Origin of the sequence: Streptomyces capoamus (genome assembly GCF_014654935.1) — a bacterium.
GTDB classification, from domain to species: Bacteria; Actinomycetota; Actinomycetes; order Streptomycetales; family Streptomycetaceae; genus Streptomyces; species Streptomyces capoamus.
The window spans coordinates 81806-108134 of the sequence record NZ_BNBF01000005.1; the positions used below are offsets into that span (position 1 = coordinate 81806).

General features: G+C 73.2%; 22 protein-coding genes and 1 pseudogene. 10 read left to right on the top strand and 13 right to left on the bottom strand.

Annotated features, from left to right (window positions below; genetic code table 11):
• Window positions 1-916, top strand: a 916-nt coding sequence (locus tag IE312_RS39455) for a LamG-like jellyroll fold domain-containing protein (RefSeq protein ID WP_306419725.1), incomplete at its 5' end; no start/stop codon positions are given.
• Here the strand turns inward: IE312_RS39455 and IE312_RS10115 are convergent.
• Window positions 866-1882 carry a bile acid:sodium symporter family protein gene (locus tag IE312_RS10115; RefSeq protein WP_189980829.1) on the bottom strand — a complete coding sequence of 339 codons (1017 nt, stop codon included), beginning with the start codon at window positions 1880-1882 and terminating at the stop codon, window positions 866-868. The genes IE312_RS39455 and IE312_RS10115 overlap by 51 nt on opposite strands.
• Before the next feature lie 198 nt (window positions 1883-2080).
• Between IE312_RS10115 and IE312_RS10120 the strand changes: the two genes are divergently transcribed.
• Window positions 2081-2980 (top strand): LysR substrate-binding domain-containing protein, encoded by a 900-nt coding sequence (locus IE312_RS10120; protein WP_189980452.1) that lies wholly within the window; start codon window positions 2081-2083, stop codon window positions 2978-2980.
• A 131-nt stretch (window positions 2981-3111) separates the two neighbouring features.
• Here the strand turns inward: IE312_RS10120 and IE312_RS10125 are convergent, their stop codons facing one another.
• Window positions 3112-3987 carry a PhzF family phenazine biosynthesis protein gene (locus IE312_RS10125; RefSeq protein ID WP_189980453.1) on the bottom strand — a complete coding sequence of 292 codons (876 nt, stop codon included), beginning with the start codon at window positions 3985-3987 and terminating at the stop codon, window positions 3112-3114.
• 243 nt (window positions 3988-4230) lie between these two features.
• On the bottom strand, window positions 4231-5199 hold the full coding sequence (locus IE312_RS10130) for an Lrp/AsnC family transcriptional regulator (RefSeq protein ID WP_370467544.1): 969 nt from the start codon (window positions 5197-5199) through the stop codon (window positions 4231-4233).
• A gap of 284 nt (window positions 5200-5483) precedes the next feature.
• On the opposite strand from IE312_RS10130, the gene IE312_RS10135 reads away from it, so the two are divergent.
• Window positions 5484-7310, top strand: coding sequence for an AMP-dependent synthetase/ligase (locus IE312_RS10135; RefSeq protein ID WP_189980455.1), 1827 nt, complete (start codon window positions 5484-5486; stop codon window positions 7308-7310).
• Window positions 7311-7416: 106 nt separating this feature from the next.
• Entirely contained in the window at window positions 7417-8253 is an 837-nt protein-coding gene (locus tag IE312_RS10140; RefSeq protein WP_189980456.1) for an aldo/keto reductase, read from the top strand.
• Between the two features lie 103 nt (window positions 8254-8356).
• Here IE312_RS10140 and IE312_RS10145 read toward each other — a convergent pair whose 3' ends face one another.
• A complete protein-coding gene (locus IE312_RS10145; RefSeq protein WP_189980457.1) occupies window positions 8357-8968 on the bottom strand; it encodes a hypothetical protein in 612 nt (203 codons plus the stop codon).
• Between the two features lie 205 nt (window positions 8969-9173).
• Here IE312_RS10145 and IE312_RS10150 point away from each other — a divergent pair, with 205 nt between their 5' ends.
• Window positions 9174-9869, top strand: coding sequence for a glycoside hydrolase family 75 protein (locus tag IE312_RS10150; protein ID WP_189980460.1), 696 nt, complete (start codon window positions 9174-9176; stop codon window positions 9867-9869).
• 26 nt (window positions 9870-9895) lie between these two features.
• On the opposite strand, the gene IE312_RS10155 is transcribed toward IE312_RS10150, so the two are convergent.
• Window positions 9896-10795, bottom strand: coding sequence for a class I SAM-dependent methyltransferase (locus tag IE312_RS10155; protein ID WP_189980462.1), 900 nt, complete (start codon window positions 10793-10795; stop codon window positions 9896-9898).
• Window positions 10796-10922: 127 nt separating this feature from the next.
• Entirely contained in the window at window positions 10923-12398 is a 1476-nt protein-coding gene (locus IE312_RS10160) for a cellulose binding domain-containing protein (protein WP_189980464.1), read from the bottom strand.
• Window positions 12399-12719: 321 nt separating this feature from the next.
• On the opposite strand from IE312_RS10160, the gene IE312_RS10165 reads away from it, so the two are divergent.
• Window positions 12720-15374 carry a cellulose binding domain-containing protein gene (locus IE312_RS10165; protein WP_189980466.1) on the top strand — a complete coding sequence of 885 codons (2655 nt, stop codon included), beginning with the start codon at window positions 12720-12722 and terminating at the stop codon, window positions 15372-15374.
• A gap of 199 nt (window positions 15375-15573) precedes the next feature.
• Here IE312_RS10165 and IE312_RS10170 read toward each other — a convergent pair whose 3' ends face one another.
• Window positions 15574-16359, bottom strand: a complete 786-nt coding sequence (locus tag IE312_RS10170; protein ID WP_189980469.1) for a class I SAM-dependent methyltransferase — start codon at window positions 16357-16359, stop codon at window positions 15574-15576.
• Between the two features lie 3 nt (window positions 16360-16362).
• Window positions 16363-16668, bottom strand: coding sequence for a 4a-hydroxytetrahydrobiopterin dehydratase (locus IE312_RS10175; protein ID WP_189980471.1), 306 nt, complete (start codon window positions 16666-16668; stop codon window positions 16363-16365).
• 159 nt (window positions 16669-16827) lie between these two features.
• Between IE312_RS10175 and IE312_RS10180 the strand changes: the two genes are divergently transcribed.
• The 3 genes from IE312_RS10180 (at window position 16828) to IE312_RS10190 (ending at window position 19202) form a co-directional block, all read left to right on the top strand.
• Window positions 16828-17652 (top strand): helix-turn-helix domain-containing protein, encoded by an 825-nt coding sequence (locus tag IE312_RS10180; RefSeq protein WP_189980473.1) that lies wholly within the window; start codon window positions 16828-16830, stop codon window positions 17650-17652.
• Between the two features lie 100 nt (window positions 17653-17752).
• On the top strand, window positions 17753-18616 hold the full coding sequence (locus tag IE312_RS10185; protein WP_189980475.1) for a Sco1979 family transcriptional regulator: 864 nt from the start codon (window positions 17753-17755) through the stop codon (window positions 18614-18616).
• A 118-nt stretch (window positions 18617-18734) separates the two neighbouring features.
• Window positions 18735-19202 (top strand): nitrate reductase molybdenum cofactor assembly chaperone, encoded by a 468-nt coding sequence (locus IE312_RS10190; protein ID WP_189980477.1) that lies wholly within the window; start codon window positions 18735-18737, stop codon window positions 19200-19202.
• 60 nt (window positions 19203-19262) lie between these two features.
• Here the strand turns inward: IE312_RS10190 and IE312_RS10195 are convergent, their stop codons facing one another.
• From IE312_RS10195 to IE312_RS10215, 5 genes and pseudogenes are all read right to left on the bottom strand, one after another.
• On the bottom strand, window positions 19263-19688 hold the full coding sequence (locus tag IE312_RS10195) for an OsmC family protein (protein WP_189980479.1): 426 nt from the start codon (window positions 19686-19688) through the stop codon (window positions 19263-19265).
• Window positions 19689-19755: 67 nt separating this feature from the next.
• Window positions 19756-21543, bottom strand: a pseudogene (locus IE312_RS10200) (vWA domain-containing protein).
• The gene (locus tag IE312_RS10205; RefSeq protein WP_189980481.1) at window positions 21540-22601 is read right to left on the bottom strand and encodes an ATP-binding protein; all 1062 of its coding nucleotides are present in this window, start codon (window positions 22599-22601) and stop codon (window positions 21540-21542) included. The pseudogene IE312_RS10200 and the gene IE312_RS10205 overlap by 4 nt, the downstream one beginning before the upstream one ends.
• Before the next feature lie 81 nt (window positions 22602-22682).
• Complete coding sequence (locus tag IE312_RS10210) at window positions 22683-24905, bottom strand: phage holin family protein (RefSeq protein ID WP_189980483.1); 2223 nt, start codon at window positions 24903-24905, stop codon at window positions 22683-22685.
• Between the two features lie 109 nt (window positions 24906-25014).
• Window positions 25015-25446 carry a hypothetical protein gene (locus IE312_RS10215; protein ID WP_189980485.1) on the bottom strand — a complete coding sequence of 144 codons (432 nt, stop codon included), beginning with the start codon at window positions 25444-25446 and terminating at the stop codon, window positions 25015-25017.
• An 84-nt stretch (window positions 25447-25530) separates the two neighbouring features.
• Between IE312_RS10215 and IE312_RS10220 the strand changes: the two genes are divergently transcribed.
• Window positions 25531-26304: an MBL fold metallo-hydrolase gene (locus IE312_RS10220; RefSeq protein ID WP_189980830.1), complete on the top strand. Its 774-nt coding sequence runs from the start codon at window positions 25531-25533 to the stop codon at window positions 26302-26304.
• Window positions 26305-26329: the final 25 nt, after the last annotated feature.

Here is a 26329-nt window from a genome sequence, read left to right on the forward strand (position 1 = left end):
CGACCGTCTGCTGCTCGCCTGCCCCGGCGACCCGGACCGGCGGCGCACGATGATGATCCGCTCCTCCTACGACGGCGGCCGGACGTGGGACACCGTCGACCGCGGCACGGTGGTCACCACGGACTGGTCCGGCTACTCCGACCTGGTGCGCATCGGCCCCCGGAGCGTGGGCCTGGTGTACGAGGGCGGTGCGGCGGACGCCCGCGACGAGATCCGTTTCGCCCGCTTCGCCGAGGACTGGCTCGCCCCGCGCCGCGGTCCCGACCCGGTCACCCCCGACCTCGCCGCGCGGGCCCGCCCGGCCGCGGTGCTCGGCGGCCCAGGACAGACCAGCGGGGTGTCCGGGAACGCACTGCAGTTCGACGGCACGGACGACGCCGTACGCCTGCCGTACCGCGCCGGTCTCCCCCTGGGCACCCGGGACTTCACGGTGTCGCTGTGGTTCCGGTACACGGCGGCGGCCGGGGAGCAGCCGCTGCTGTGGATGGGCGGGATCGGCACCGGCCAGCCGCAGGTGTGGCTGCGCGGGGAGCCGGCGAACCACCGTGTGCAGGGGTGGATCACCGTGCGGGACGGTGCCGGTGCACCCCGGGCCGCGTCCGTCCGCACGGATGCCGCGTACAACGACGGCCTCTGGCACCACGCCGTACTGCGTCGCGGCGGCGGCCTGCTGTCGTTGTCCGTCGACGGCGTGGGGTCCGCCGCCGCCGACGTGCCGGGGTCCGTCAGCCGCACTTCCCCCTTCGGCGTCCACCTCGGTCAGCGGATGGACAGCCGCGCCTTCCTCACGGGTGCGCTCGACGAGGTCCACGTGTGGGACCGGGCGCTCGGCGACGGGGAGACGGCCGACCCGGACGTCCTGCGGTCACCGCAGGACACGGTCCTCTGGCTGCCCCTCGACCGGGTGCGCGGCTGACTCCCCGGACGCCTGCGGTGGCGCCTCGGGGTCGCGGGCGCGGCGCTTGGCGATGAACGCGCACACCATCAACTGCATCTGGTGGAACAGCATCAGCGGCAGCACGGCCAGGGAGGCGTGGCCGGCGAAGAGGACGCTCGCCATGGGCAGTCCGGAGGCAAGGGACTTCTTCGACCCGGCGAACTGGATGGCGATCCGGTCCTCCCGGGAGAAGCCCAGGGCCCGGGCGCCGTACCAGGTCAGGAGCAGCATCAGGGTCAGCAGGACGGCCTCGACGCCGAGCAGTCCGGCCAGGCGTACGGGGCTCACCTGGTGCCAGATGCCCTGGTTCATGCCCTCGCTGAAGGCGTTGTAGACGACCAGCAGGATGGAGCCGCGGTCGACGAGTCCGAGGACCTTCTTGTGCCGGGTCACGAAGCCGCCGATCCAGCGCCGCAGCAGCTGCCCGGCCAGGAACGGGACCAGCAGCTGGAGCACGATCTTCAGCAGCGAGTCGGTCGAGAAGCCGGCCCCGTCGCCCCCCAGCAGCCCCGCCGCGAGCAGCGGGGTGAGGACGATGCCGACGAGGGAGGAGAAGGAGCCGGCGCAGATCGCCGCGGGCACGTTGCCGCGGGCCATCGAGGTGAAGGCGATGGACGACTGGATCGTGGAGGGCACCAGTGTCAGGAAGAGCAGGCCTTGGTAGAGGGGCTGGGTCAGCAGGACCGGGACCAATCCCCGCGCGGCCAGCCCGAACACCGGGAAGACGACGAAGGTGCAGACCAGGACGGTGACGTGGAGGCGCCAGTGCCTCAGTCCGTCGAGTGCCTCGCGGGTGGACAGGCGGGCGCCGTAGAGGAAGAAGAGGAAGGCGATCGCGGCCGTGGAAGCGCCCGAGGTGACGTCGGCGGCGGTGCCCCGGGCGGGGAGGAGCGCGGCGAGGCCGACCGTCCCGAGCAGCAGCGCGATGTACGGGTCGATCGGCATCCGGCGCGGCCGGCGCAGGCGTTTCACAGTGCTCCGATGGCGGTCGGGGACGGGCGTGGGTGACGGGCGTGGGTGACGGGCGTTTCGCGGGGCCGTGCGGCCCCTCTCCATCGTCCCCCTGCCAGCGTCGATCGGGAATCCCGCACACCGCTCTCACTGTCATCATGAAGCGCGATGACCGCGCTAGGCTCTGGAGGCGTGTACGACGCGACGCAGCTGCGCACCTTCCTGGCGGTCGCCCAGACGCTGAGCTTCACGCAGGCGGCCGGGCGGCTCGGGCTGCGCCAGTCCACGGTCAGCCAGCACGTGCGCCGGCTGGAGGACGCGGCCGGGCGGCAGCTGTTCTCCCGGGACACCCACTCGGTGGAGCTGACCGAGGACGGCGAGGCGATGCTGGGCTTCGCCCGCCGGATCTTGGAGGTGCACGAGCAGGCCACGGCGTTCTTCACCGGCACGCGCGTGCGGGGCCGGCTGCGCTTCGGCGCCTCGGAGGACTTCGTGCTGACCCGGTTGCCGGAGATCCTGGCGGGCTTCCGCCACGACCACCCGGAGGTCGACCTGGAGCTGACGGTGGAGCTGTCGGGGACCCTGCACGAGCGGCTCGCCTCCGGCAAGCTCGACCTGGTGCTGGCCAAGCGGCGCCCGGAGGATCCGCGGGGTGAGCTGGTCTGGCGCGACGACCTGGTGTGGATCGGCGCGGAGCGGTTGCGGCTGGACCCCGACCGGCCGGTCCCGCTGATCGTGTACCCGCCGCCGGGCATCACCCGGGCCCGCGCGCTGGAGGTGCTGGAGCGGCAGGGCCGCCCGTGGCGGATCGCGTGCACCAGTGGCAGCCTCAACGGGCTGATCGCAGCGGCCCGTGCCGGCCTCGGGGTGATGGCCCATTCCCGGCGGCTGATCCCGCCGGGCCTGGTCCGGCTGCCCGACCGTGCGGGCCTGCCCGATCTGGGCAAGGTCGACTTCGTCCTCGTCCACGGACGCCGCCGGGGTCCGGCGGAGGACGCCGCGAACGCGCTGGCGGCGGCGGTCCTGGCGGGCGGCGAGCGACTGCGCCACAGCACCGGCGCAGACCCGTCTTATCAGGCCGGTCGTCGTTGACGAGCCATTTCCTGCTGCTTCCGGTCCGCACGTGGCGGAGGCGACCGTCATCTCCTGGGTGAGGCGGCACACCAGCTGAAGGCTGCGGGGTCGGCCGGCGGGAGGGCGCCGGCCGAACGGCCGTTGCCTCTCTAATCGATGCGCGCCCCTGTGCCGCTGACCCGCACGCGCGGGTCGCCGCGGTGCAGCGTGACGGTGAGTTCGCCGGGACGGCCCAGGTCCTCGCCCTGGTGCAGGGTGAGGACGGCGTCGTCGGGGACCAGGCCGAGTTCACGAGCGTACGCCCCGAACGCGGCGGCCGCGGCGCCCGTCGCCGGGTCCTCGACGACACCGCCGACGGGGAACGGGTCCCGGACGTGGAAGACGGTGGCCGACTCCCGCCACACCAACTGGAGCGTGGTCAGGTCCAGGCGGTGCATGAGGGCTTCGAGGCGCGCGAAGTCGTACGAGAGATCGGCGAGGCGCTCGCGGGTCGCGGCCGCGAGCACGAGATGGCGGGCGCCGGCGAACGCGACCCGGGGCGGGAAGGCCGGGTCGAGATCGGCGGCCGGCCAGCCGAGCGCGGCGAGCGCCTCCGCGAGGTCGGCGTCGGCGACGTCCTCGATGTGCGGCTCGACACTGGTGAGGGTGGCCCTGACCGTCCCGCCCTCCTCGGCCACCTCCACCGGCACGGTGCCGGCGCGCGTGGCGAACACCAGCGTCCCCGGGCCCGTCCGTTCGGCCAGCGCGACGGCGGTCGCGATGGTGGCGTGGCCGCAGAAGGACACCTCCGCCTTGGGGCTGAAGTAGCGGATGCTGTACGCCCGCCCCTTCTGGCCGCCGAGACCCTCCGGTGGCGCGGTGAGGAACGCGGACTCGGAGTAACCCAGGTCGGCGGCGATGGCCAGCATGTCGCCGTCGTCGAGCGCCGTGGCGTCCAGCACGACGCCGGCGGGATTCCCGCCGTCGGGGACGCTGGAGAAAGCGGTGTATCGCAATACCTCGGGCTGGGCCGCATTCGTCGTCATGCTCGCGGCAACCACGGCCGGCCCGCCGCGCATTCCCGGCGGCATCCGCAGTCTGAGGACCGGGCCCACCGTCGCCGCCGCGTCGCGGGCCCGGGAGCGTGCCGCCTCCCGTATCCCTCGTGACAGCAGCCGCTCGATCGGGCGCATCGTCCCGATCCCTTACCTGTTCTTCGCCGGCGCCCGCCGCGCCGGATGCAGCACCGGCAGGCGGCATCGCCGGTCCGGGCCGCCGGTGCCCGGCCGTCAGCGTGCCGGGCGGTAGGTCAGCTGCTTCACCCGGCGCAGGAAGGGCGTCGTCTCCACGTGCTGGACGCCGTCCAGGTGGCCGAGGGGACCGCTCAGGTAGGCGTACAGGGCGGCGGTGTCACGGACGACGGCGGTGACGACGATGTGGGAGGGGCCGGCCGTGGCGGACGCGAAGGCGATCTCGTCGTGGGTGGCCAGTGCCCGGCCGACGGAGTCCAGCGCGCCCGGGGCCGTGGTGATCCACAGGACGGCCGTCCTCGGGTAGCCCAGGATCGCGTGGTCGTACTCGATGTCGACGTACACCGCGCCGGAGGCGATCAGGGCGGACAGGCGGCGTCTGACGGCGGACTCGGAGCGGCCGGTGGCACGCTGGAGCTCGGGGTAGGTGGCGCGGCCGTCGCGTTCGAGGACGTCGAGCAGCGGGGCGTCCTCGGGCTCCAGCCGGGCCGGGCCGGGTGCGGGAAGGTCGGGGCGGAGGGCGGCGATCTGCTCGTCGCTGAGCGCCCGGAACTTGGGCAGCCAGCCGACCGGGCCGCCGTAGAAGCGGTGCAGCAGCTGCAGGGCGCGGATCTCGACGACGCTCGGGGTGCGGGGCAGTTTGCCGAGCAGCAGGTCGTCGTGGTCACCGGGGCTGCGGGGCCGGGTGAGGCAGGCGATCTCGGTGCCGCCGGAGGTCAGCCCGATCCAGTGGGTGTCGGGGCGCCGGGCGAGCGCGTCGGCGATGACGCCGGCGCTGTCGGGCGCGCAGCGCAGCCGCAGCATCCACTGGTCCTGGTCGAGGCGTACGGCGTCCCGCAGGACGACGACCCGGAGGCCGCCCTCGGCGCACAGGCGGCGGTAGCGGCGGGCGATGGTCCGGTCGGAGACGCCCAGGACGGCGGCGATGCGGGCGAAGGGGGCCCGGCCGTCGACCTCCAGCGCGGAGAGCAGCTGGAGGTCCAGCAGGTCGAAGGTCTCGGATTGCATCCTCGGCATGGGCTCCCCCGTCGGATCCTGTGGCTCCCCCCGGATCCTGTCGTAATCGGCGCGTACAGATTCGGTGGAGATTACGGAACCGAAACTTACTGACCCGTCAGTATTGTGTCCGGCCCTTCCCCATGTGCGCGCATTTCACGACCGTCGTCCGGGAGGAACGTGAGGTCTGGCCGGGTTCCGTACCCCTCCCGGATGCCGATCGGGTGGGGTAGCTTTCACGGCGCCGTGCGGTGCGTGGACCAACGTCACTGAGGCGCGAGACACGGGGAGCGAGGTTGCGCGAGTTCACCAACCCTCCGCTGGCGTCGGCGCCGCCGACGGGCGGTCTGGCAGACGTCGTCTTCGACCATGCCCTGACCGACCCGCTGCACATCGCGCTCGGCCGCAAGGACCCGGACGGACGGTGGCGGGACGTGACCTCCGCCGAGTTCCGCGACGAGGTGCTGGCCCTCGCCAAGGGGCTCCTCGCCGACGGCGTCCGGTTCGGCGACCGGGTCGCGATCATGTCCCGCACCCGCTACGAGTGGACCCTCTTCGACTTCGCCCTGTGGACCATCGGCGCCCAGGTGGTCCCCGTCTACCCCACCTCGTCGGCCGAGCAGTGCTTCTGGATGCTCCACGACGCCGAGGTGACCGCGGCGGTCGTGGAGCACGAGGACCACGCGATGACCATCGCCACCGTCATCGACCGGCTGCCGCGGCTGCGCCGGCTGTGGCAGCTGGACGCCGGCTGCGTGCAGGAGCTGTACGACGCCGGGGCGCACGTGGACGACGACGTGGTGCACCGGCACCGGCAGGCGGTCACCCCGGACTCGGTCGCCACCGTCATCTACACCTCCGGCACCACGGGCCGCCCCAAGGGGTGCGTGCTCTCCCACGGCAACTTCATGTTCGAGGCGGACACCGTGATCCAGCGGTGGGAGCCGGTGTTCCACGGCCGGAAGGGCGACGAGGCGTCGACCCTGCTGTTCCTGCCGCTCGCGCACGTCTTCGGACGGATGGTGGAGGTCGCGGCGATCCGCGGCCGGGTCCGCTTCGGGCACCAGCCGCAGCTGCACGCCGCCGCCCTGCTGCCCGACCTGGCCGCGTTCCGGCCGACGTTCGTCCTCGCGGTGCCGTACATCTTCGAGAAGGTGTTCAACGCGGCCCGCCGCACGGCCGAGAAGGAGGGCAGGGCCGGGCCGTTCGAGAAGGCCGTCGACATCGCCGTGAAGTACGCGGAGGCGGTGGAGGCGAAGGCCTGGGGGACGGGGCCGGGCCCGTCGGCGGGGCTGCGGATGCAGCACCAGCTGTTCGACAAGCTTGTGTACGCGAAGGTCCGCGCGGCGATGGGCGGCCGCATCCGGAACGCGATGTCCGGCGGCTCGGGCATGGACCGCCGGCTGGGACTGTTCTTCGCGGGCGCGGGCGTGCAGATCTACGAGGGCTACGGCCTGACCGAGTCGACGGCCGCGGCGACCGCGAACCCGCCCGGGCGCACCCGCTACGGCACCGTGGGGCAGGCGATCCCGGGCGTGAGCGTGCACATCGCCGACGACGGGGAGATCTGGCTGCGCGGCGGCAACGTCTTCCAGGGCTACCTCAACAATCCCAAGGCCACCGACCAGACCCTGCACGACGGCTGGCTCGCCACCGGCGACCTCGGCTCCCTCGACGAGGACGGCTATCTGACCATCACCGGCCGCAAGAAGGAGATCCTGGTGACCTCCGGCGGCAAGAGCGTGTCCCCGGGCGTGCTGGAGGAGCGGGTCCGCGAGCACCCGCTGGTCAACCAGTGCATCGTGGTGGGCAACGACCGCCCCTACATCGCCGCCCTGGTCACCCTGGACCAGGAGGCGGTCGAGCACTGGCTGCAGATGCGCGGCAAACCCAGGCTGTCCCCGGCCGAGCTGGTCCGCGACCCGGACCTGGAGACGGAGGTGCGGCGCGCGGTGGTGGCCGCGAACACCCTCGTCTCCCAGGCGGAGTCGATCCGCACGTTCCGTGTCCTGGCCCAGCCGTTCACCGAGGAGCACGGGCTGCTGACGCCGTCGCTGAAACTCAAGCGGAAGGCGATCGAGAAGGCGTACGCGGACGAGGTCGACGCCCTGTACCGGACGTGATCCAGTGGTGAGCGGCGAGCGGATCGCGCGGTCAGGAATGCACAGCGGCCCGTGATCGTTGACGATGTCGGTACCACCTGTCGACAACCGAAGGATCAAGAGGCTCGTGAGCAGCAAGGTCCCCCCGATCATCCTCAACAACGGCGTCGAGATGCCCCAGCTGGGCTTCGGCGTGTGGCAGGTGCCGGACGACGAGGCCGAGCGGGCCGTCGCCACGGCGCTGGAGGCCGGGTACCGCAGCATCGACACCGCTGCGATCTACGGCAACGAAGAGGGCACCGGCAAGGCCATCGCCGCCTCCGGTCTGCCCCGCGAGGACATCTTCGTCACCACCAAGCTCTGGAACAGCGACCAGGGGTACGACTCCACGCTGCGCGCCTTCGACGCGTCGCTGGAGAAGCTGGGACTCGACTACGTCGACCTGTACCTGATCCACTGGCCGCTGCCGTCCCGGGGCACGTACATCGACACCTACAAGGCGTTCGAGAAGCTGCACGCCGACGGCCGTGTCCGCGCCATCGGCGTCTCCAACTTCCTTCCCGAGCACCTGCGGCAGCTGATCTCGCAGACCTCCGTCGTGCCTGCGGTCAACCAGATCGAGCTGCACCCGCACCTGCAGCAGCGCGAGGCGCGCGAGCTGCACGCCGAGCAGGGCATCGCCACCGAGGCCTGGTCGCCGCTCGGTCAGGGCAAGGGCCTGCTGGAGGTCCCGGCGATCGTCGCGATCGCGCGGAAGCACGAGCGCACCCCGGCCCAGGTGGTGCTGCGCTGGCACCTGCAGCTCGGCACCATCGTGATCCCCAAGTCGGTGACTCCGTCCCGGATCAAGGAGAACATCGAGGTGTTCGACTTCGGCCTGGACGACGAGGACCTCGCGGCGATCAGCGCGCTCAACGAGGACCGGCGTCTGGGTCCGGACCCCGCCACCTTCGACCTGGCCTGACGCCCGGCGCCGCCCTCCCGGCCGGGCGCCCCGCGCGTCAGCGGGGCGCACGGCCGGGTGCGGCCGGGCGTGGCGGACACGGCGAGCGGCCCGGCGGACCGGCTCACGCGAAGCGCACGTCCGCGTGCACCACCTCCAGCTCCTCCAGGCCGACGACGTCCAGGTGTGCCTTCGCCGAGGCCTCGTGGCGCACGGCCGCCACGGCCGCGCGCGAGGCGGCCAGCGAGGCGCGGTCGAGGAACAGGGTGTTCCCCAGGCCCCGCCCCCGTTCCCGGTCGACCAGCAGGCTGACCCCGGACAGGCCGGGCAGCGCCTCGGTGCGCGGCACCACCGTGGCCCGGAAGGTGTCGACGACGAGATCCGCGTCCCGCGGGTCGAACTCCAGCCGCGTCACGCGCAGTCCGCCGCCCTGCCGTGGGTGCGCGATCTGGTGGAACACCGCCGCCTCGTAGTTGGCGACCGCCACGGTGCCCGCGAACGGCTCCAGGAGTGCCCCGCGCCGCTCGCGCATCACCGCGTCGCTGTTGTGTCGCGCCTCCTCGGTCTCCCACCAGCTCACCGTGAGGAGGGTGCCGGCCTCCCGGTCCGCGAACACGCCGGCGCCGCGGTATCCGGGGCGTTCCTCCAGCAGGTCCCGCCCCTGGTTGTTCACCGACCGGACGGCCGTGTCGAGCAGTGCCGGATCACCGGTCGCGTACACCGCGCGTACGAACATGGCCCTCACCTCCGGGGTACGGGGACCACCGACAGCATCGGACGAAGAGGGAAACACCCGGTCTGTCCAGTCTCTACGGCGCGGTAAGTCACCGCAACGCGCACAGGTTTCGGCCGTTCGCACCCGCAGGGTTGACGAGGGCATGACGGCAGGGCCACCGTGGGACCCACTCAGTAAGGAAACTTTCCTAACAGAAGGGGTTCCCGTGCGCCTTCGGACACTGACCCTCGCCGCGGCCTCCGGCACCGCCCTGCTCGCCGCCGGACTCCTGCCCGCCCACGCCTCCGCCGCCGCCTCCCCCAGGTCCGCCCAGGAGGGCACCGTCAGCGCCGCCGACCTGCTCGCCAAGGTGACGTCCTGTTCGCAGATCTCCAACGGCAAGTACAAGACCGACGACGAGACGTCGGCCACGGTCCCCGTGTGCGGAAAGAACGGCGCGGTGTTCTGGAAGGCGGACATGGACATCGACTGCGACGGCCAGCGCACCGCCAACTGCAACGAGGACCGCGACCCCTGGTACCAGGACGACACCGCCTTCCACCAGTCCGACGGCAAACCCCTGAAGGCGGAGACCCTGCCCTACGTGGTCGTGCCCAGCAGCAGCAGCATCTGGAACTACTCCGGCGCCGGCATCAAGGGCGGCGGTGTGGTCGCCGTCATCTACGGCAACAAGGTCGAGTACGCCGTCGTCGGCGACACCGGACCCACGAAGATCATCGGTGAGGCGTCGTACGCCACCGCGAAGGCGCTCGGCATCGACCCCGACCCGGCCACCGGCGGCACCGACTCGGGCGTGACCTACATCCTGTTCAAGAACTCCCAGGTCTCCCCCATCGAGAGCCACAGCGCCGCCGTCTCCCTCGGCGACAAGCTGGCCAAGCAGTTCCTCGCCAACAACTGACGGGGCGCCTGCCGCCGGTGCCCCGGTCAGGCCCGGCGGACCGCCGTGTGCACGGTGTACGCCCCCAGCACGAACACGTCCGGCCGTACGTGCACGCTCGCCGGGTCCACGGGGTCGAGCAGCCGGTCCAGGGTGGCGCGGTCCTCGGCGTCCAGGGCCTCGCCGACGCCGTCGCGCAGCCGGGACAGGTGCGCGGTGACGTAGGCGCGGGCCCGGTCGGACGCGGGGGCGGGCAGGTCGAGCAGGAAGGTCCGGGTGCGGGTGTGCCCGAGGCCGGCGGCGGCCAGCAGTGCGGGCCAGTCCTCGGTCTCGGCGACCGAGCCGGGCAGGTCCGCGCGCATGCGGGCGAACCACTCCTCCTCCAGCGCGTCCAGCCGCGCCTGCAGTCCGGGGCGGCCGACACCGATGTCCCGGGGCAGGAAACGGGAGGGCAGACCGCCTTCCAGGAGGGCGAGGGTGCCGCCGGGGGCGAGCCTCTCGGCGAACGCGGTGAGCGCGGCCCGCTGGTCGCCGAGGTGATGCAGGCTCCGGCCGGCCCACAGCAGATCCGCCGGACGCTCCAACCGGTGCAGTACCTCGGGCAGTTCACCAGCGAGGGTGTCGAAGCGGCCGGCGACGCCCTGCTGGGCGGCCCGGGCGCGGGCACGCTCCAGCAGCGGCGCGGTGGCGTCCACGGCGACGACCCGGGCGCCGGGGAAGGCCTCGGCGAACAGGCAGGAGACCACACCGGGACCGCTGCCGGCGTCCACGATCAGCCCCGGCTCGGTCGCCTCCCCGCCCAGCCAGGCCATGGCCTGCTCGTGAGCGGGGCGGAACAGCTCCGCCTGCGACTCCAGCAGCGGGCCCAGCTCGTTCCAGTCGATGTCGGTACCGTGCCCGTGCCCCCGTCCGTGCCCGTGTCCGGTGTCGTGGTGGTGGTGCGCCATGACGGTCAGCCTCTCTGCCGGGTGCGGTCAGCGTGCGACGGCAGGCCGGACGGAGGCCAGCGGTGTTGCCGGTACGGCAAAAGGGAGCGCGTCCGGCAACGGGAGGGGTGCGGGGCCCGGCGGCCGGCTACGGGCCGAGGGCGCGCAGGTGGTCGCGCAGGCCGGCGCCGTAGGCGGTGGGTGTGCCGTCGTAGGCCGAGATCAGGGAGGGTCCGGAGGAGCAGTCCCAGGTGTTCCAGGTCCAGCCGAGGTAGGACAGGTCGTGGTCGTCGAACCACTTCATGACCCGGTCGACGAACCCGTGCGCGCAGGTGTTCTCGCCGATCTCCCCGGCGATCAGGGGCACTTGCGCGGCCACCGGGGCGAGGGTGGAGTTCCAGCAGCTCTCGCTGGAGCAGCTGTTGAAGTTGTAGACGTGGTAGGCGGCGGCGAGGTTGCCGGCCGGATCGGTGGGCTTGTACGCGGTCCACTGGCTGAGGTCGTTCGAGTACGCCAGCCCGCCGGCCATGATGACGTTCTTGGCGCCGGTCGCGCGGATGCTGTCCACCAGGTCCTGCACACCGGCGACCTCGTAGGAGATGCCCGGGCAGGTGCCCCCGTCGCGCCAGCACTTCCAGGCGTCCGTGGCGCTGGACGTCGCCCGGTCCGGGTACGGCTCGTTGAACAGGTCGAACACGGCCGCCTGGTCGCCCTTGAAGGTGCCGGCCACCGACGACCAGAACGACGGGCTGTACTGCATGTCCGGCATCGGCTTCTGGCAGGTGGCGTGCACGTCCGGGCAGCCGGCCGAGTTCCCGGTGTACTGGCCGTAGGACCAGTGCAGTTCGAGGATCGGGGTCATGCCGTGCGCCTCGACGCGGGACACCAGCTGCTTGACCGCGTCGATGTAGTTGGCACCGCCGTACTCGGGCTTGACGGTGGACAGGCCGAGCCAGCACTCCTCGTTGAGCGGGATGCGGACCGCGTCGGCCTTCCAGTCGGCGATCGCCTTCACGGCCGCGTCGTCGACGGGTCCGTCCCAGATGCCGTACCCCTGCACGCACATGAACTCGCCGCCGGACCGGTTGACGCCGAGCAGGCGGCGGGGGGTGCCGCCGGCGTCCACCAGTTCGTTGCCGGAGACGTGCAGGGCGGGTGCGGCACCGCCGGACGGGGGTGGTGTCGTCGGCGGCGGGGTGGTCGGCTCGGCGTCCACGTTGCAGGTGGTGCCGTTGAGCTTGAACACCGCCGGTGCCGTGTTGCTGCCGGACCAGGAGGCGAGGAATCCGGCACTGACGCTGGCGCCGGTGCCGAGCGTGCCGTTCCAGCTCTCGTTGGCCGCGGTCACGGTGGTGCCGGACTGGGACCACTTGGCGTTCCAGCCCTGGGTGACCTTCTGCGGGCCGGCGAAGTCGAAGGTGAGCTTCCAACTGCTCAGCGCCGCTTGGTTGTTGGTGACTTTCACGGAGCCCTGGAAACCGTCGGCCCACTGACCGGTGACGGCGTACTCCACCGTGCAGGCGGGCGTGGCTCCCTGGGCCGAGACGACCGGCACGACCGCGCTCGTCACGAGCGCGACCGCTCCGGCGGCGGCCAGGAGTACGGAACGCGGGGGGTGTCGCATGAGCGACTCCTTGCAGTTGGGCGCGCCGTGACGGACGCGTCGACTGAACGGAACCGCTCCCACTGGTGCGAAGGAAGGTAGCGTCAAGTGACCTGAAATCCCAGGGGGTTGCTCGAACTTTCGGCAACCGGGCCAGTCGAAACCTATTCGACTCTTCAAGCACCTTGACCGCTCCTGTCCCCGTCCCCAATATGGGAGCGCTCCCACTGGTTCACGCCTTGACTTCTCCCGCCGGACGCCCGCACGGAGGAACCGGCTCGTACGCGGAACTCCTCGAACAACCCGGCCGTCGTCGCGTTCCCCCGAGGAAGGACCCCCACCGTGCGAAGAACCCGTATCCTCACGGCCGTGCTGGCCCTCGCCGCCGGCCTGCTCGCCGGCACCCCGCCCGCACTGGCCGCGTCCGCACCGCACACGCGCGTGGCCGCGGACACGTACACCTGGAAGAACGCCCGGATCGACGGCGGCGGCTTCGTCCCCGGCATCGTCTTCAACCGCTCCGAGAAGAACCTGGTCTACGCCCGCACCGACATCGGCGGCGCCTACCGCTGGCAGGAGTCGACGAAGACCTGGACCCCGCTGCTGGACTCGGTCGGCTGGAACGACTGGGGCCACACCGGCGTGGTCGGCCTGGCGTCCGACCCGGTCGACCCCGACAAGGTGTACGCGGCCGTCGGGACGTACACCAACAGCTGGGACCCGACGAACGGCGCGGTGCTGCGCTCCGCCGACCGGGGCGCGAGCTGGCGGAAGGCGGACCTGCCGTTCAAGCTGGGCGGCAACATGCCGGGCCGGGGCATGGGCGAGCGGCTGGCGATCGACCCGCACAAGGACAGCGTCCTGTACCTGGGCGCGCCCAGCGGCAAGGGCCTGTGGCGGTCGACGGACTCGGGGGCGACCTGGTCGCAGGTGACCAGCTTCCCGAATCCCGGCAACTACCAGCAGGATCCCGGCGATTCGACCGGCTACGCGAGCGACGAGCAGGGCATCGTCTGGGTCACCTTCGACGAGTCGACGGGCTCGTCCGGCACCGCCACGAAAACGATCTACGTGGGGGTCGCCGACAAGGACAACGCGGTGTACCGCTCGACCGACGCGGGCGCCACCTGGTCCCGGCTGGCGGGCCAGCCGACCGGGTACCTCGCGCACAAGGGTGTGCTGGACGCCAGGAACGGCTTCCTGTACCTCGCCTACAGCGACAAGGGCGGTCCGTACGACGGCGGCAAGGGCCGGCTGTGGCGGTATGCGACGGCGACCGGCACCTGGTCGGACATCAGCCCCGTCGCGGAGGCCGACACCTCCTACGGTTTCAGCGGGTTGACGGTCGACCGTCTGCACCCGTCCACCATCATGGCGACCGCCTACAGCGCGTGGTGGCCGGACACCCAGTTCTTCCGCTCCACGGACAGCGGTGCCACCTGGACGAAGGCCTGGGACTACACGTCGTACCCGAACCGTACGAACCGGTACACGATCGACGTGTCCTCCTCCCCCTGGCTGACCTTCGGCGCCGACCCGTCGCCGCCCGAGCAGACGCCGAAACTGGGCTGGATGACGGAGGCGCTGGAGATCGACCCGTTCGACTCCTCCCGCATGATGTACGGCACGGGCGCCACCCTCTACGGCACCGAGAACCTCGGCGAGTGGGACAGCGGCGGCCGGTTCACGGTCAGACCGATGGTGCAGGGCCTGGAGGAGACGGCGGTCGACGACCTCGCGGCACCACCCTCGGGCGGCGCCCAGCTGTTCAGTGCGCTCGGCGACATCGGCGGGTTCCGGCACACGGACCTCACCAAGGTGCCGTCGATGATGTACACCTCCCCCACCTTCACCACGACCACCAGCCTGGACTTCGCCGAGTCCGACCCGGGTACGGTGGTCCGCGTCGGCGACCTGGACTCCGGTCCGCACATCGCGTTCTCCACCGACAACGGCGCCGACTGGTTCGCGGGCACGGACCCTCCGGGTGTCTCGGGCGGCGGCACGGTGGCGGCGGGCGCGGACGGCGGCCGGTTCGTCTGGAGCCCGGCCGGCGCGGGCGTGCAGCACACGACGGGCTTCGGCACGTCCTGGTCGGCGTCGAGCGGCATCCCGGCCGGTGCGACCGTGGAGTCGGACCGCGTCGACCCGAAGACCTTCTACGGCTTCAAGTCCGGGAAGTTCTACACCAGTACGGACGGGGGCGCGACCTTCACCGCCTCCGCCGCCGCGGGCCTGCCGAGCGGTGACAGCGTGCACTTCAAGGCACTGCCCGGCACCAAGGGCGACATCTGGCTGGCGGGCGGTGCGGCGGACGGCGCGTACGACCTGTGGCACTCCACGGACGGCGGGGCGAGCTTCACCAGGCTGCCGAACGTCGAGCAGGCCGACACGATCGGGTTCGGGAAGGCCGCGGCGGGGGCCTCGTACCAGACGCTGTACTCCAGCGCGAAGATCGGCGGGGTGCGCGGCATCTTCCGTTCCACGGACCGGGGTGCGACCTGGACCCGGATCAACGACGACGCCCACCAGTGGGGCTGGACGGGCGCCGCGATCACGGGCGACCCCCGGGTGTACGGCCGTGTCTACGTCTCGACCAACGGCCGCGGTGTGATCTACGGCGACACGTCCGACCCCGGCGGGGGCGGTGACGGTGGTACGACACCGCCCCCGTCCGGTGCCTGCACGGTGACCTACAAAATCATCAATCAATGGTCGGACGGTTTCCAGGCGGACGTCCGGCTCACGAACACCGGCCCGGCGGCCTGGAACGGCTGGTCCCTCGGCTGGTCCTTCCCGGGCGGCCAGAGGATCACTCAACTGTGGAACGCGGGCTACACGCAGTCGGGGCCGGCGGTGACCGCGCGGAACACCACCTGGAACGGCACGGTGGCGGCGGGCGCGTCGGTGGCCTTCGGCTTCACGGGCAGCTGGTCGGGCGCGAACGCGAAGCCGGCGTCGTTCAAGCTGGGCGACCAGACCTGTACGACCGCCTGACCGGAGGCGACCCGGCCGCGCTCTGGTGCGCCGGCGGTTCCCGTGGTGTCCTGGTGTCGGCGGGAAGGACGCGTCGTCCACGCGGGGAAGCGGCCGAGTGCCGCGCACCGCGCAATCCGGATCCGCGAGAAGCGGGTGGCGCCCTTCCCGTCCCCTCCCTCCCGCCCCGCGCCCGCACGGTCGGCACGGCTCGACGCGCTCAGCGCGCGTCCGCGGCGTGCGGCCCGCCGGGCCCCACGCCGGCCGCCGGTTTACGGAAGGCGCGGAGGCCGAACCGGGGGTCGGGGCGGCGGCGGTCCTGGTCGGGCAGTGCGGCCAGGCGGGTGGCGAACTCCTCGGTGCGCGGCTCGCCCGGCGGCAGCAGGGTGAACCAGCCGCGGCGCAGGTCGGCGATGGTGCTGCGGGGGCTGCGGCCCTGGCCGGCGCCGCGGAAGGCGCCCCGGCCCGCGGGACGCAGTCCGTACCGGACGGCGTGCGCGGTGACGGTGCCGGGGGCGTCGGGGGCCGGGCGGCGCGGACGGGCCGCCAGGACGGCGTCGATGTCGCTGCCGACGTCGTGCGCGGCGGCCTTGTCGACCGTGGTGACGTACGTGCCGCCGGGGCGCAGCACCCGGGCGCACTCGGCGACCGCGGCGCGGACGTCGTCCGGGTCGGCGAGCAGGTGCAGCAGCCAGATGCTGGTGACCGCGTCGAACGAGCCGGACGGGAAGGGGAGCCGGCGGCTGTCGGCCCGTACGATCGCGCCGGGCAGCCGGGCAGCGGCCCGGCGGACCATGGCCGGGGTGAGGTCCGCACCGGTCACCCGCAGCCCGGGGCGCGCGGCGACCAGCCGGCGGGTGACGATCCCGGTGCCGCAGGCGACGTCGAGGAGGCGCCCCGGTCCCCCCGGTATCAGGGCGAGGACGGCCTGTGCCGCTTCGTGGGCGCGGGCCTCACCGCCGCGCAAGGCATCGTAGTCGCCTGCTTCCTTCTCGTAGTCCAGCACGGCTCAGTGTGCGCCGTGGCCCGGGGCGATGTCCTCCACCCTGCGGGCGAGAGCGAAGTCCCGCTCGGTGAGGGCGCCGCCCGCGCTGTGGGTGTGCACGCTCATGGAGACGGTGTCGTAGCCGAGGGTGAGGTCGGAGTGGTGGTCCAGCTCGTCCTGGACGCCGGCGATGTGCACGACCAGCGCGGCCGCCGCGAAGTGCGAGCCGAGCCGGTAGGAGCGGGTGAGGCGGTCGCCGTCGACGGACCAGCCGGGCAGTTCGGCCAGCCGGTCCTCGATCTCCTTCTGCGACAGCGGTTCGACGGCCATGGCCTTCGGCTCCCTTCGGTGCGTGTCCCCGTACGGGGAGGGGCGGGTACGGTTCAGCCTGCCACGTCGGTGCCCTGGCCGGGGGCGGCGACGCGAGGGCCCGCGGTCCGGGGCGAACGGGGTCGTCGCGGCCCGTCGGTCTCGACTAGGGTCGGTGCCATGCCCGTTGCCGCGTCCGGTCCCACCGCCTCCGCCGTCTCCGGCCAGGGGGCCGGTCCGCTGCTGCGCGCCTGGCGGGAGCGGCAGCGGCTGTCCCAGCTGGAGCTGGCGTTGCGCGCCGACTCCTCCGCGCGGCACATCAGCTTCGTGGAGACCGGCCGGTCCCGGCCGAGCGAGGAGATGGTACTGCGGCTCGCCGAGCAGCTCCAGGTGCCGGTGCGGGAGCGCAACTCCCTCCTGCTGGCCGCCGGTTACGCGCCGCGCTTCCCGGAGACCCCGCTGGACGACCCGGCGCTGGACGCGCTGCGCGAGGGCCTGGAGCGGCTCATCCGGTGCTATGAGCCCTATCCCGCGCTGGTGGTCGACGCCGGTTACACGGTCGTCGCCGCGAACCGGGGCATCGCCATGCTGCTGGAGGGCGTCCCCGAGGAGCTGATGGCACCGGCGCCGAACGCGATGCGGCTGACCCTGCACCCGGAGGGGCTGGCGCCGCGCATCCGCAACCTGCGGGAGTGGCGCGGGCACCTGCTGGCCCAGATGGAGCGGGAGATCGCCCTGCACCGCTCCGACCGGCTGCGCGCCCTGTACGAGGAGGTCGCGGCCTATCCGGTGCCCGAGGAGCCGGACGGCGCCGAACCGGGCGAGCCCGTACCGTACTTCGCGCTGCCGCTGTGCATCGAGCACGCCGGCCGGACGCTGTCGTTCGTGTCCTCGATCTCCACGTTCAACACGCCGATGGACGTCACGGTCGCCGAACTCGCCGTCGAGACGTTCCTCCCGGCGGACCCGGCGACCGCCAAGTACCTGCACACGCTGGCCGGTTGAGCGGTCCGGCAGCCGATTCGCCGTCTCGGGCACGTGTGCGAGGCGGCGACACGTGACAGACTGCTGCCCGCTGCGGTCGGCGCACAGGGGAGGGCGTGTCGTGAGTGAGCGGCGGGCTGCGCCCACGGTGGGCCAGGTGGTGCTCGGCAAACGGTTGCAGGAGCTGCGGGAGGCGGCGGGGCTCAGCCGCGAGGAGGCCGCCCGGGTCCTGAGGGTGGCGTCGGCGACCGTCCGGCGGATGGAGATGGCCGAGGTCGCGCTGAAGATCCCCTACGTGCAGGTGCTGCTGACCGCCTACGGGGTGGCCGAGGAGGAGGCCGACGCGTTCGTGCGGCTGGCCGAGGAGGCGAACCAGCCCGGCTGGTGGCAGCGCTTCCACGACGTGCTGCCGGACTGGTTCAGCCTGTACGTCAGCCTGGAGGGCGCCGCCCGGATCATCCGCTCCTACGAGCCGCACTTCGTACCCGGGCTGCTGCAGACCGAGGAGTACGCGCGGGCGGTGCTGGAGGCCGGGACGATCGGGCACACCTCGCCACGGACGGTCGAGCGGCATGTGTCGCTGCGCATGGAACGGCAGCGGCTGCTGGAGCGCGACGACCCGCCCCACCTGTGGGTGATCATGGACGAGACGGTGCTCAGGCGCCCGGTGAGCCGGCGGCCCGACGTGCTGCGGGACCAGCTCGACCGGCTGCTGGAGTACGCCGAACGGGACCGGGTCACCCTGCAGATCGCCGAGTTCGCCGCGGGCCCGCACCCGGGGACGTACGCGCCGTTCACGTTGTTCCGGTTCGCCGAGCCGGAGCTGCCGGACATGGTGTTCACCGAGTACCTGACCGGTGCGCTGTACCTGGACTCGCGGCAGGAGGTGGCCGCGCACCTGGAGGTGCTGGACCACATGACGGCCCGGGCCGCGTCCGCGCAGCGCACCCTGAAGCTGCTGCGGGAGCACCGCGAGCGGCTCTGAGCCCCGGGGTGACCCGTACGGGTCTGCGGAGGGGTGCGTCGCGGCGACCGCCCCTAGCTTCTGAGTACGGGGCGATCCCGGCCGGACGGCGCACGTCCGGCCACGCGAAGGAGACCCGATGCCCTCGGACGCGGTGCTCTACCAGGCGGCGGCCCTCTGCCTGACCTATCCGGACGACGGCCTGATCACCCGGCTGCCGCTGCTGCGCGAGGCGGCCCCGCAGCTGCGGGCGTTCACCGATCACGCGGCCCTCACCCCGCCACCGGAGCTGGCGGCGCACTACCTGCGGGTCTTCGGCGGCGAGGACCGGCACAGCCTGTACCTGAGCCACTGGCACGACGGCGGCACCCGGCGGCACGGCACGTCCGCCGTGCGGTTCCGGGACGCCTACCGCCGGCACGGCCTGGAGTGCAGCGGCGGGGAACCGCCCGACTTCCTGCCGGCCGTGCTGGAGTTCACCGCGCGGACCGGCGACACCGGCCTGCTCACCGAACACCGCGACGGCCTGGAGCGGCTGCGCGTTCGGCTGACCGCCTGCGGCACCCCGTACGCCGGTGTGCTGGACGCGGTCTGCGCCACCCTCTGAGGCGGCACCCGCGGGGCCGCGCCCCGGGGGCGGGGCGCGGCGTCCGCGGACGGACGGGCGTCAGGCCAGCTCGGCCGTCAGGGTGATCGTCGTACCGGTCAGGGCCTGGCTGACCGGGCAGTTCTTCTTGGCGTCCTCGGCGGCCGAACGGAAGCCCTCCTCGTCCAGGCCCGCCACCTCGCCGCGCACGGTGAGGTGGATGCCGGTGATGCCCTCGCCCGGCTGGAAGGTGACGTCGGCCTTGGTCTCCAGCCGGGTGGGCGGGGTGCCGGCGCCGGCCAGGCCGTGCGAGAGCGCCATGGAGAAGCAGCTGGAGTGGGCGGCGGCGATCAGCTCCTCGGGGCTGGTCTTGCCGTTCGCCTGCTCGGCGCGCGAGGGCCACGACACCGGCTGCTCGCCGATGCCGGAGGAGTCGAAGGTGACGACTCCGTTGCCTTCGAGCAGGTTGCCTTCCCAGACGGTGTGCGCGGTGCGCGTGGTTGCCACGATGCTTCCTTTCGCGAGTGTCGCGGTCCCGGGGTTCCCGGGTGGTCCTATCCGATCACATCCTCGGTCAGCTCACTTCGAAGACCGGCCCACGCGGCGTGAACGGCAGGCGGCTGCCCCGCGGGATCAGATAGGCGTGTTCCCCGCGTACCCGTAGCACGTCGCACCACCCGTCGGTGATGACCAGCACCGGTGCGGTGGCCGGGAAGTCCTCCGCCCGCCGCAGCAGGTCGATGCCGGGCTGCAGGACCGTACCGCCGCGGCCGTGCACCCGTACCCGGCCGGCGATCTCGGTGACCGGCAGGTAGCCGGCGTCGTACGGGGCGGCGTCGCAGAAGACCACACGGGCGGCGGGCACGTCCCGGGACTCCGCGTAGGAGGCGATCGCGCCGAGCGCCTTGCCGAGCAGCGTGACGCCCATCGAGCCCGAGGTGTCGAGGACCACGCCGAAGGTGCAGCGGGCGACCTCCTCCGGCGGGAAATAGCGGCCGGCGCGCGGGATGCCGGGGGTGGAGGCCTGGCGGCGGGCGGGGCGGGCGTAGGTCCGCACGGGCTCCGGGCGCGGGACGAACTCGTCGAACCAGCGGGCGAGCCGGGCGTCCCAGGGCAGCGGCGGATGGCTGAGGGCGCGGATCTCCGCGACCAGGCCGCCGGGCAGGAACCCGCGTCGCTGTGCCTGGTGCAGGTCGAGACCGCGGCTCAGCCCGCGCCGGTAGAACTCGTCCAGGTCGACGTAGTCGCCGGCCGGGCGGAGCGGGCCGCCGAGGACGTCGCCGGCGCCCTTGCCGCGCGGCGTGGCCAGCCGGCGCATCCGGCGCAGGTCGCCGGCGACGCGGTCGTAGACCTCCTCGGCGGACAGGCCGGCCAGTTCCGGGTCGTGCAGCAGGCCCTCGGGCAGGGTGCCGACCTGCATCTCGACCAGCCAGCCGTTGACGACGTAGTCGCAGGCGATGTTGAACAGGTAGGGATCGCGGGTGCCGCAGCGGTCGCCGTGGCGCAGGGCGGCGTGCAGCATCTCGTGGGCGAGGATGAACCGCCACTCCTCGTCCTCGAAGGTGCGCAGCGGGTTGACGTAGATCTCGCCGGCCCCGGGGTCGACGGCGGCGATCCGGATGCCGTGGGCGCGGGCGAGTTCGGCGTCGGCGACGAGGGTGATGCCGGCCGCGATGCCGCCGAGCAGCGGGTAGGAGGAGACGAATAGGGCCCGCTCCCAGGGGCGCCGGGGCAGGCGCTCGCCGTCGAGGCTGTCCAGACGGCCGCCGGCCAGGTCCAGCGCGGCGGACACCGTCCGGGTCAGGGCGGTGGCGAAGGCCAGCTGGCGGTCCGGGACGGGTCCCCACCGGCGGAGCCATTCGACGAGCACCTGGTCGGGCCCCGGGCCCGCGGTGCCGCAGCGCTCGTAGGCGGCCGGCAGGCCGTGGGCGCGCCAGCGGGCGGCGAGCCGCTCCTCGTCGCCGTCGGGGTAGCTCACGGGGAGTTCCTCCGGGGCGGTGCCGACCGGGAAGCCGAGCAGGAAGCGGTTGACGACGACGCAGCGGGCGGCCAGGTCGTACCGGTCGGGCTGCTCGCGCGCGCCCGGGGCGGCCGGGAGGTGCCCGAAACCGAGGTGCATCGCGGCGTGCGCGAGCGCCTACGCCCAGGCGGCCGGTTCGGCGAACCGGTGGGGGTGGGCGTGCACGGTGCCGTCGGAGTCGGTGACGAGCAGGCCCTCGCGCGGCGCGAGGACACAGTCCTCGGTGCGGCAGACGTCGAACTCGACGGCGGCGAGCGCCGGGTTGGCGCGCAGCAGCCGCAACCCCTCGGCGAACGCCTCGCCGGCCGGGTCCCGTTTCTCCTTCGGCCGGCGGCGGCTCACCGCCGCGCCTCCACCAGGCGGGGCATGTCCCGGGCGGCCTCGACCAGGAACCAGGACGGCAGGAGCGGGTTGCCGTCGGCGTCGGAGGCGAGGACGGTCTGGGCGACCTCCACGGAGATCTCGGCGAGCTGCACCAGCAGCGACTTGGCCCGGTAGGCGGTCTGCCGGCCGTTCTCCGACATGTGCTCCCTGCTGGCGGGCAGCTCCTTCACGAGGCGGCCGCGGAAGGACTCGGCGAGGTAGTACAGCAGGTCGCGGTCCTGGAGGCGGTGCGGCCAGCGGGCGTCGCCCTTGAGGATCGCCTCGATCCCGTACCGGCTGCGGACGACCTTGACGTAGCCGCAGAAGGCGGTGGCGTGCGCCGGGGTGAGGGTGCCGTGCGCGAGGACGGTGAGCGTCGGCTCGTCCAGGCCGGTGCCGAAGGAGTACAGGGCGTCGGAGAGCATGTGCCAGGAGCGGGGCGTGGAGAACGGCTCCTCGGTCTTGGGCGGCTTGGACCACAGGTGGTCCGGCCGGTCGGTGAGGTGGTCCGTGATCCACGGGTGGATGCCGTTGTCCGCGGCCCAGGCCAGCCAGTCCGTGGCGGAGACCTCCAGGTGGACGTGGGCGAGCCGGTTCACCAGGGCGGAGGCGAGCGGCCGGGCCAGGGCGTTGTCGGTGGCGCGGTTCCCGGCGCCGATGACGACGGAGCCTTCCGGCAGCTCGTAGCTGCCGATGCGGCGGTCCAGGATGAGGGAGTAGAACGCCTTCTGCACGTCCGGGGTGGCGGCGTTCAGCTCGTCCAGGAACAGGCAGTACGGCTCGTCGCGGGCGATCGCCTCCGGCGGGCAGAACACCGAGCGCCCGTCGCGGATCTGCGGCACGCCGATCAGGTCCTCGGGGGCGAGCTGGGTGCCGAGCAGGCTCACGCACTCCAGGCCGAGCGCGGCGGCGAACTCCCGCACCAGGGAGGACTTCCCGATGCCCGGTGCGCCCCAGAGGAAGACGGGCCGGACGGTGGCGAGTCCCAGCAGCAGCTCGGGGACGCGGGCGGGAGTGACGGTGACGGCGGCCTGCAACGCGGGTGTCCCCCGGAGTGGTTCGAGACGTGTACGACTCGGACAGTGTGCGGTGCGGGGCGGTGCGGGTGCAGCCGAATTTCAGGCGGCCCGCTCCTTCTCTGCGTTCTCGGCGTTCTCGGCGTTCTCTGCGTTCTCGGCGTTCTCTGCGTTCCCGGTGAGCGGTACCTGGGGGCCGTCCAGTTCGCGCAGCCAGCGGCGCAGGACGCGGTGCACGTGCTCGGCGCCGGCCGGTTCCGCGCCGTCCACGACCGGCGCGGACAGCTGGCGCGGGGAGAGCAGGAAAGGGCGGGACTGGGCGCCGCCGAGCCCGCCGTGGGAGCCGATCTGCTCCTCGAAGGCGAGGACTTCGCCGTCGGCGGGCTCGTAGGCGGAGTTCACCATGATGTCGGCGGTGTGCGGGAAGGAGTGCGTGCGGCGGACGGCGTCGGCGGCGCCGGGGCCGAAGCGGGCCAGCGGGCCGGGCTCGTCGTCGAGTCCGGCGAGCGGGATCTCGGCGCCGTGGGCGCCCAGCACCACACCGCCGTGTTCCTCGCTGCGCACCAGCAGGAAGCCGATGCCGGGGTGGTTGGCGAGCGTGGTGAGCAGGCCGGGGTGGCGGGCGTCGATCTCCTCCTTGGTCATGCGGTGCGGGACGTCCGGGAAGGAGACCAGGCCGAGGTTGCCGGAGGCCAGCACGACCGGCTCGCGGTGGGGGGCGGTGCGGTGGCGCTCGGACCTCTCCTCCACCGGCCGGCGCAGGGCGGCGCGGACGGCGGTGCGGGCCTCGGCCCCGCTGCGGGTGCGCTCCGCGCGGCGCGGCACGGGCAGTCCGCAGCCGGCGCGCACCAGGTCGCCGAGCGTGAGGCCGTAGCGGGACCGGAAGGTTTCCCCGGGGCTCTGTCCGTGGTCGGAGAGGACGACGATGCGGTAGGGGCGCGGGGCGTGTTCGGCGACGCGTTCGAGGAGGGCGAGGGAGCGGTCGAGGCGCTGCAGGACCTTCTCGGCGTCGCGGCTGTGCGGGCCGGAGTGGTGGGCGACCTCGTCGTAGGCGACGAGGTCGGCGTAGACGCAGGTGCGGCCGGCGAGCATGTCGCCCATGACCGCGGCCACGACGACGTCCCGTTCGACGACGGTGGCGAAGGCGCGCACGAGCGGGTAGAGACCGCCCCGGCCGACGCGCGGGCGCTCCCTGCGCAGGCGGGCGCGCGTGGACTGGCCGATCTCGCGGGCGACCTCGGCGGCGAAGGACAGCGCCGTGCGCACGGCGTTGGCGGGGTCGGAGAAGTAGGCGAAGTAGCCGGCGCGGGAGCGGTTCGCCGGGCCGCGGCGGCGGGTGGCGATGGACAGCACCAGCGCCTGCTCGCCGGCGCCGCCGCTGAACAGGTTGCCGCGGCTGGCACCGTCGACCGTGAGCAGCCCGCCGTGGCCGGTGCGCAGCATGGCGCGGCGCTGCAGTTCGGCCGCGCTCGTCGGCCGGTTGCAGACCATCACCTCACCGCGGTCCTTCTCGTACCAGCGGAAGGCCGGCACGTCGAAGGTCGTCCCGTGCAGGATGCCGAGCTGGCTGGCGCCGGTCTGGCTGGACCAGTCGGTGCGCCACGGGGTGAGGCGGTGGGTGGCCGGCCGCACACCGCCGCCCGGGGACCGCCCTCCTGCGCGCGGGGCCGGTACGCCTTCGTGCGGAGCCGGTACGTCTCCGCCCGCCGGGTGCACGGCGCCGGCTGTGCCGGCGTCCGGGCCGAGCCATCGGTGCACCGTCGGCATCAGGCCCTTGCGTACCGCCTCCACGAGCACGTCGTGGCCCACGCCGTCGAGCTGCACGCAGACCAGGCCGGGGGCGCCGGGGCACGGCGGGTGGGACCGGTGGCTGCGGGTGGCGAGGCGGTGCAGGCGGCGCCGGTAGGCCTCGTCGTCGCGTACGGCGAGGGCCGCGCCGGTGGCGGAGGCGACGGCGGACATCACGGCGGCCACGATGACGGCGGTCTCAGGAGCGGCCTCGGCCGGTCCCGAGGGGTTGATGCGCAGGGCGAGCAGCAGCAGGGAGCCGTTGAGGAAGAAGACCAGCAGGCCGAGGACGAGCGCGGGGACGAGCAGCAGCAGGCGGACCAGCAGGGGCCAGACGACGGCCGAGAGGATGCCGAAGGCGCCCGCGCCGCAGGCGGCCGTGACGGCGATGCGGGTGGCGCTGTCACCGTCGGGCGACTGGAGCTGGAAGTCGGGCAGCAGGCCGGCGAGGGCCAGCATGGTGACCGTGGAGACCGCCCAGACGGTGATGCTCCGTCCGATCTGACTGGCGAACCGTCGCCACCGTATGCCGCGCACGCCTCGTCCACCTCGTGTCCCGGCCCTCCCCCGGGTGGGCGGGCGGGCCCCCGTCTCGCTCAGCGGGCCGCGGTCGGGCCCCGCTCCACCTTGTCACACGGGGCCGGGGTCACCGCCCGTCGTAGCCGGCCGTGGGCATGGACAGCCGCCGGTGCACCCGTGCCTTCATCTGCGCGTCGTAGGACGGCTCGGCCCGGCCCACGGTCTCCACGCGTACCCCGCGGCGGGCGCACTCGGCGGTGAACTCCTCGACCGACGACAGGGCCCGGCGCAGTACCCGCAGGCTGGGGGCGACGAACAGGTCCACGCCGGGGCGGACTCCGTCCCAGAGGGCGCAGTGGTCGAAGCGCAGGCCGCCGACGAGGAGTTCGCGGGCGACGACGTAGCCGCGTTCGGCGGCCCAGCGGGCGCACATGGCGTGCTGGCTGCGCGAGTCCACCAGGAAGGGGTCGGCCTCCAGCTCCTCCAGGGGTGTGAGGCTCGCGATCGCGGTCACCCGCACGGTCGTGAACGCGCCGAAGGCACCCCGCAGCTGTCCCATGGCGTCCCCCTCACCTCCGGGTTTCGCCGCCGACCCTACTCCTGCCCGTAGGCTTCGGGGAGTCGCGTGAAGGAGGCGGAGAAGGTGCCGGTGGAGATCACCTGGTGGGGTCACGCCACCTGCGCGGTGGAGGACGCGAACGTACGGGTGCTCACCGATCCCCTGTTCGCCCGCCGGCTGGCGCATCTGCGGCGGCGGCGCGGCCCGCTGCCGCCCGCCGGGGCCCGTCGCGCGGACGTGGTGCTGGTCTCCCACCTGCACGCCGACCATCTGCACCTGCCGTCCCTGGCCTGTCTCGGCCCGGGCACGCGCCTGCTCGTGCCCCGGGGCGCACCCCGGGCGGTACCGGGTCTGCGCCGGCTGCGGCACCTGCGCGTCACCGAGGTGGTGCCCGGGGACGAGGTGCGGATAGGACGGCTGCTGGTCCGGGTGGTGCCGGCGCTGCACGACGGGCGGCGGCTGCCGGTGGGGCCGCGGCGCTCCCCCGCGCTGGGTTATGTCGTGGAGGGCGAGGCGCGGACGTACTTCGCCGGGGACACGGGGCTGTTCGACGCGATGGCCGAGCGGGTGGGGCCCGTGGACGTGGCGTTGCTGCCGGTGGGCGGCTGGGGGCCGTACCTCGGGGAGGGACACCTGGACGCGGGGCGGGCGGCGCGGGCGCTGGCCCGGCTGGCACCGCGGGTCGCGGTGCCGGTGCACTACGGGACGTACTGGCCGATCGGTATGGACGCGGTGCGCCCGCACGAGTTCCACGCCCCGGGTGACGAGTTCGTGCGGCTGGCGGCGGTGGCGGCACCGCGGGTGGCGGTGCACAAGCTGGGGCACGGGGAGAGCGTGCGGCTGGAGGTCGCGCGGTGACGTGGGTGGCCGAGGTGTCGCGCAC

What these genes read in the sequence shown, in the direction of transcription:
- IE312_RS10145 (WP_189980457.1), bottom strand. Translation starts at nt 8,968, where the DNA reads ATGTTCGTACGCGCGGTGTACGCGACCGGTGATCCGGCACTGCTCGAC.
- IE312_RS10160 (WP_189980464.1), bottom strand. Translation starts at nt 12,398, where the DNA reads ATGCGACACCCCCCGCGTTCCGTACTCCTGGCCGCCGCCGGAGCGGTC.
- IE312_RS10175 (WP_189980471.1), bottom strand. Translation starts at nt 16,668, where the DNA reads ATGGCCGTCGAACCGCTGTCGCAGAAGGAGATCGAGGACCGGCTGGCC.
- IE312_RS10155 (WP_189980462.1), bottom strand. Translation starts at nt 10,795, where the DNA reads ATGGCGCACCACCACCACGACACCGGACACGGGCACGGACGGGGGCAC.
- IE312_RS10180 (WP_189980473.1), top strand. Translation starts at nt 16,828, where the DNA reads ATGCCCGTTGCCGCGTCCGGTCCCACCGCCTCCGCCGTCTCCGGCCAG.
- IE312_RS10125 (WP_189980453.1), bottom strand. Translation starts at nt 3,987, where the DNA reads ATGACGACGAATGCGGCCCAGCCCGAGGTATTGCGATACACCGCTTTC.
- IE312_RS10115 (WP_189980829.1), bottom strand. Translation starts at nt 1,882, where the DNA reads ATGCCGATCGACCCGTACATCGCGCTGCTGCTCGGGACGGTCGGCCTC.
- IE312_RS10190 (WP_189980477.1), top strand. Translation starts at nt 18,735, where the DNA reads ATGCCCTCGGACGCGGTGCTCTACCAGGCGGCGGCCCTCTGCCTGACC.
- IE312_RS10215 (WP_189980485.1), bottom strand. Translation starts at nt 25,446, where the DNA reads ATGGGACAGCTGCGGGGTGCCTTCGGCGCGTTCACGACCGTGCGGGTG.
- IE312_RS10130 (WP_370467544.1), bottom strand. Translation starts at nt 5,199, where the DNA reads ATGCAATCCGAGACCTTCGACCTGCTGGACCTCCAGCTGCTCTCCGCG.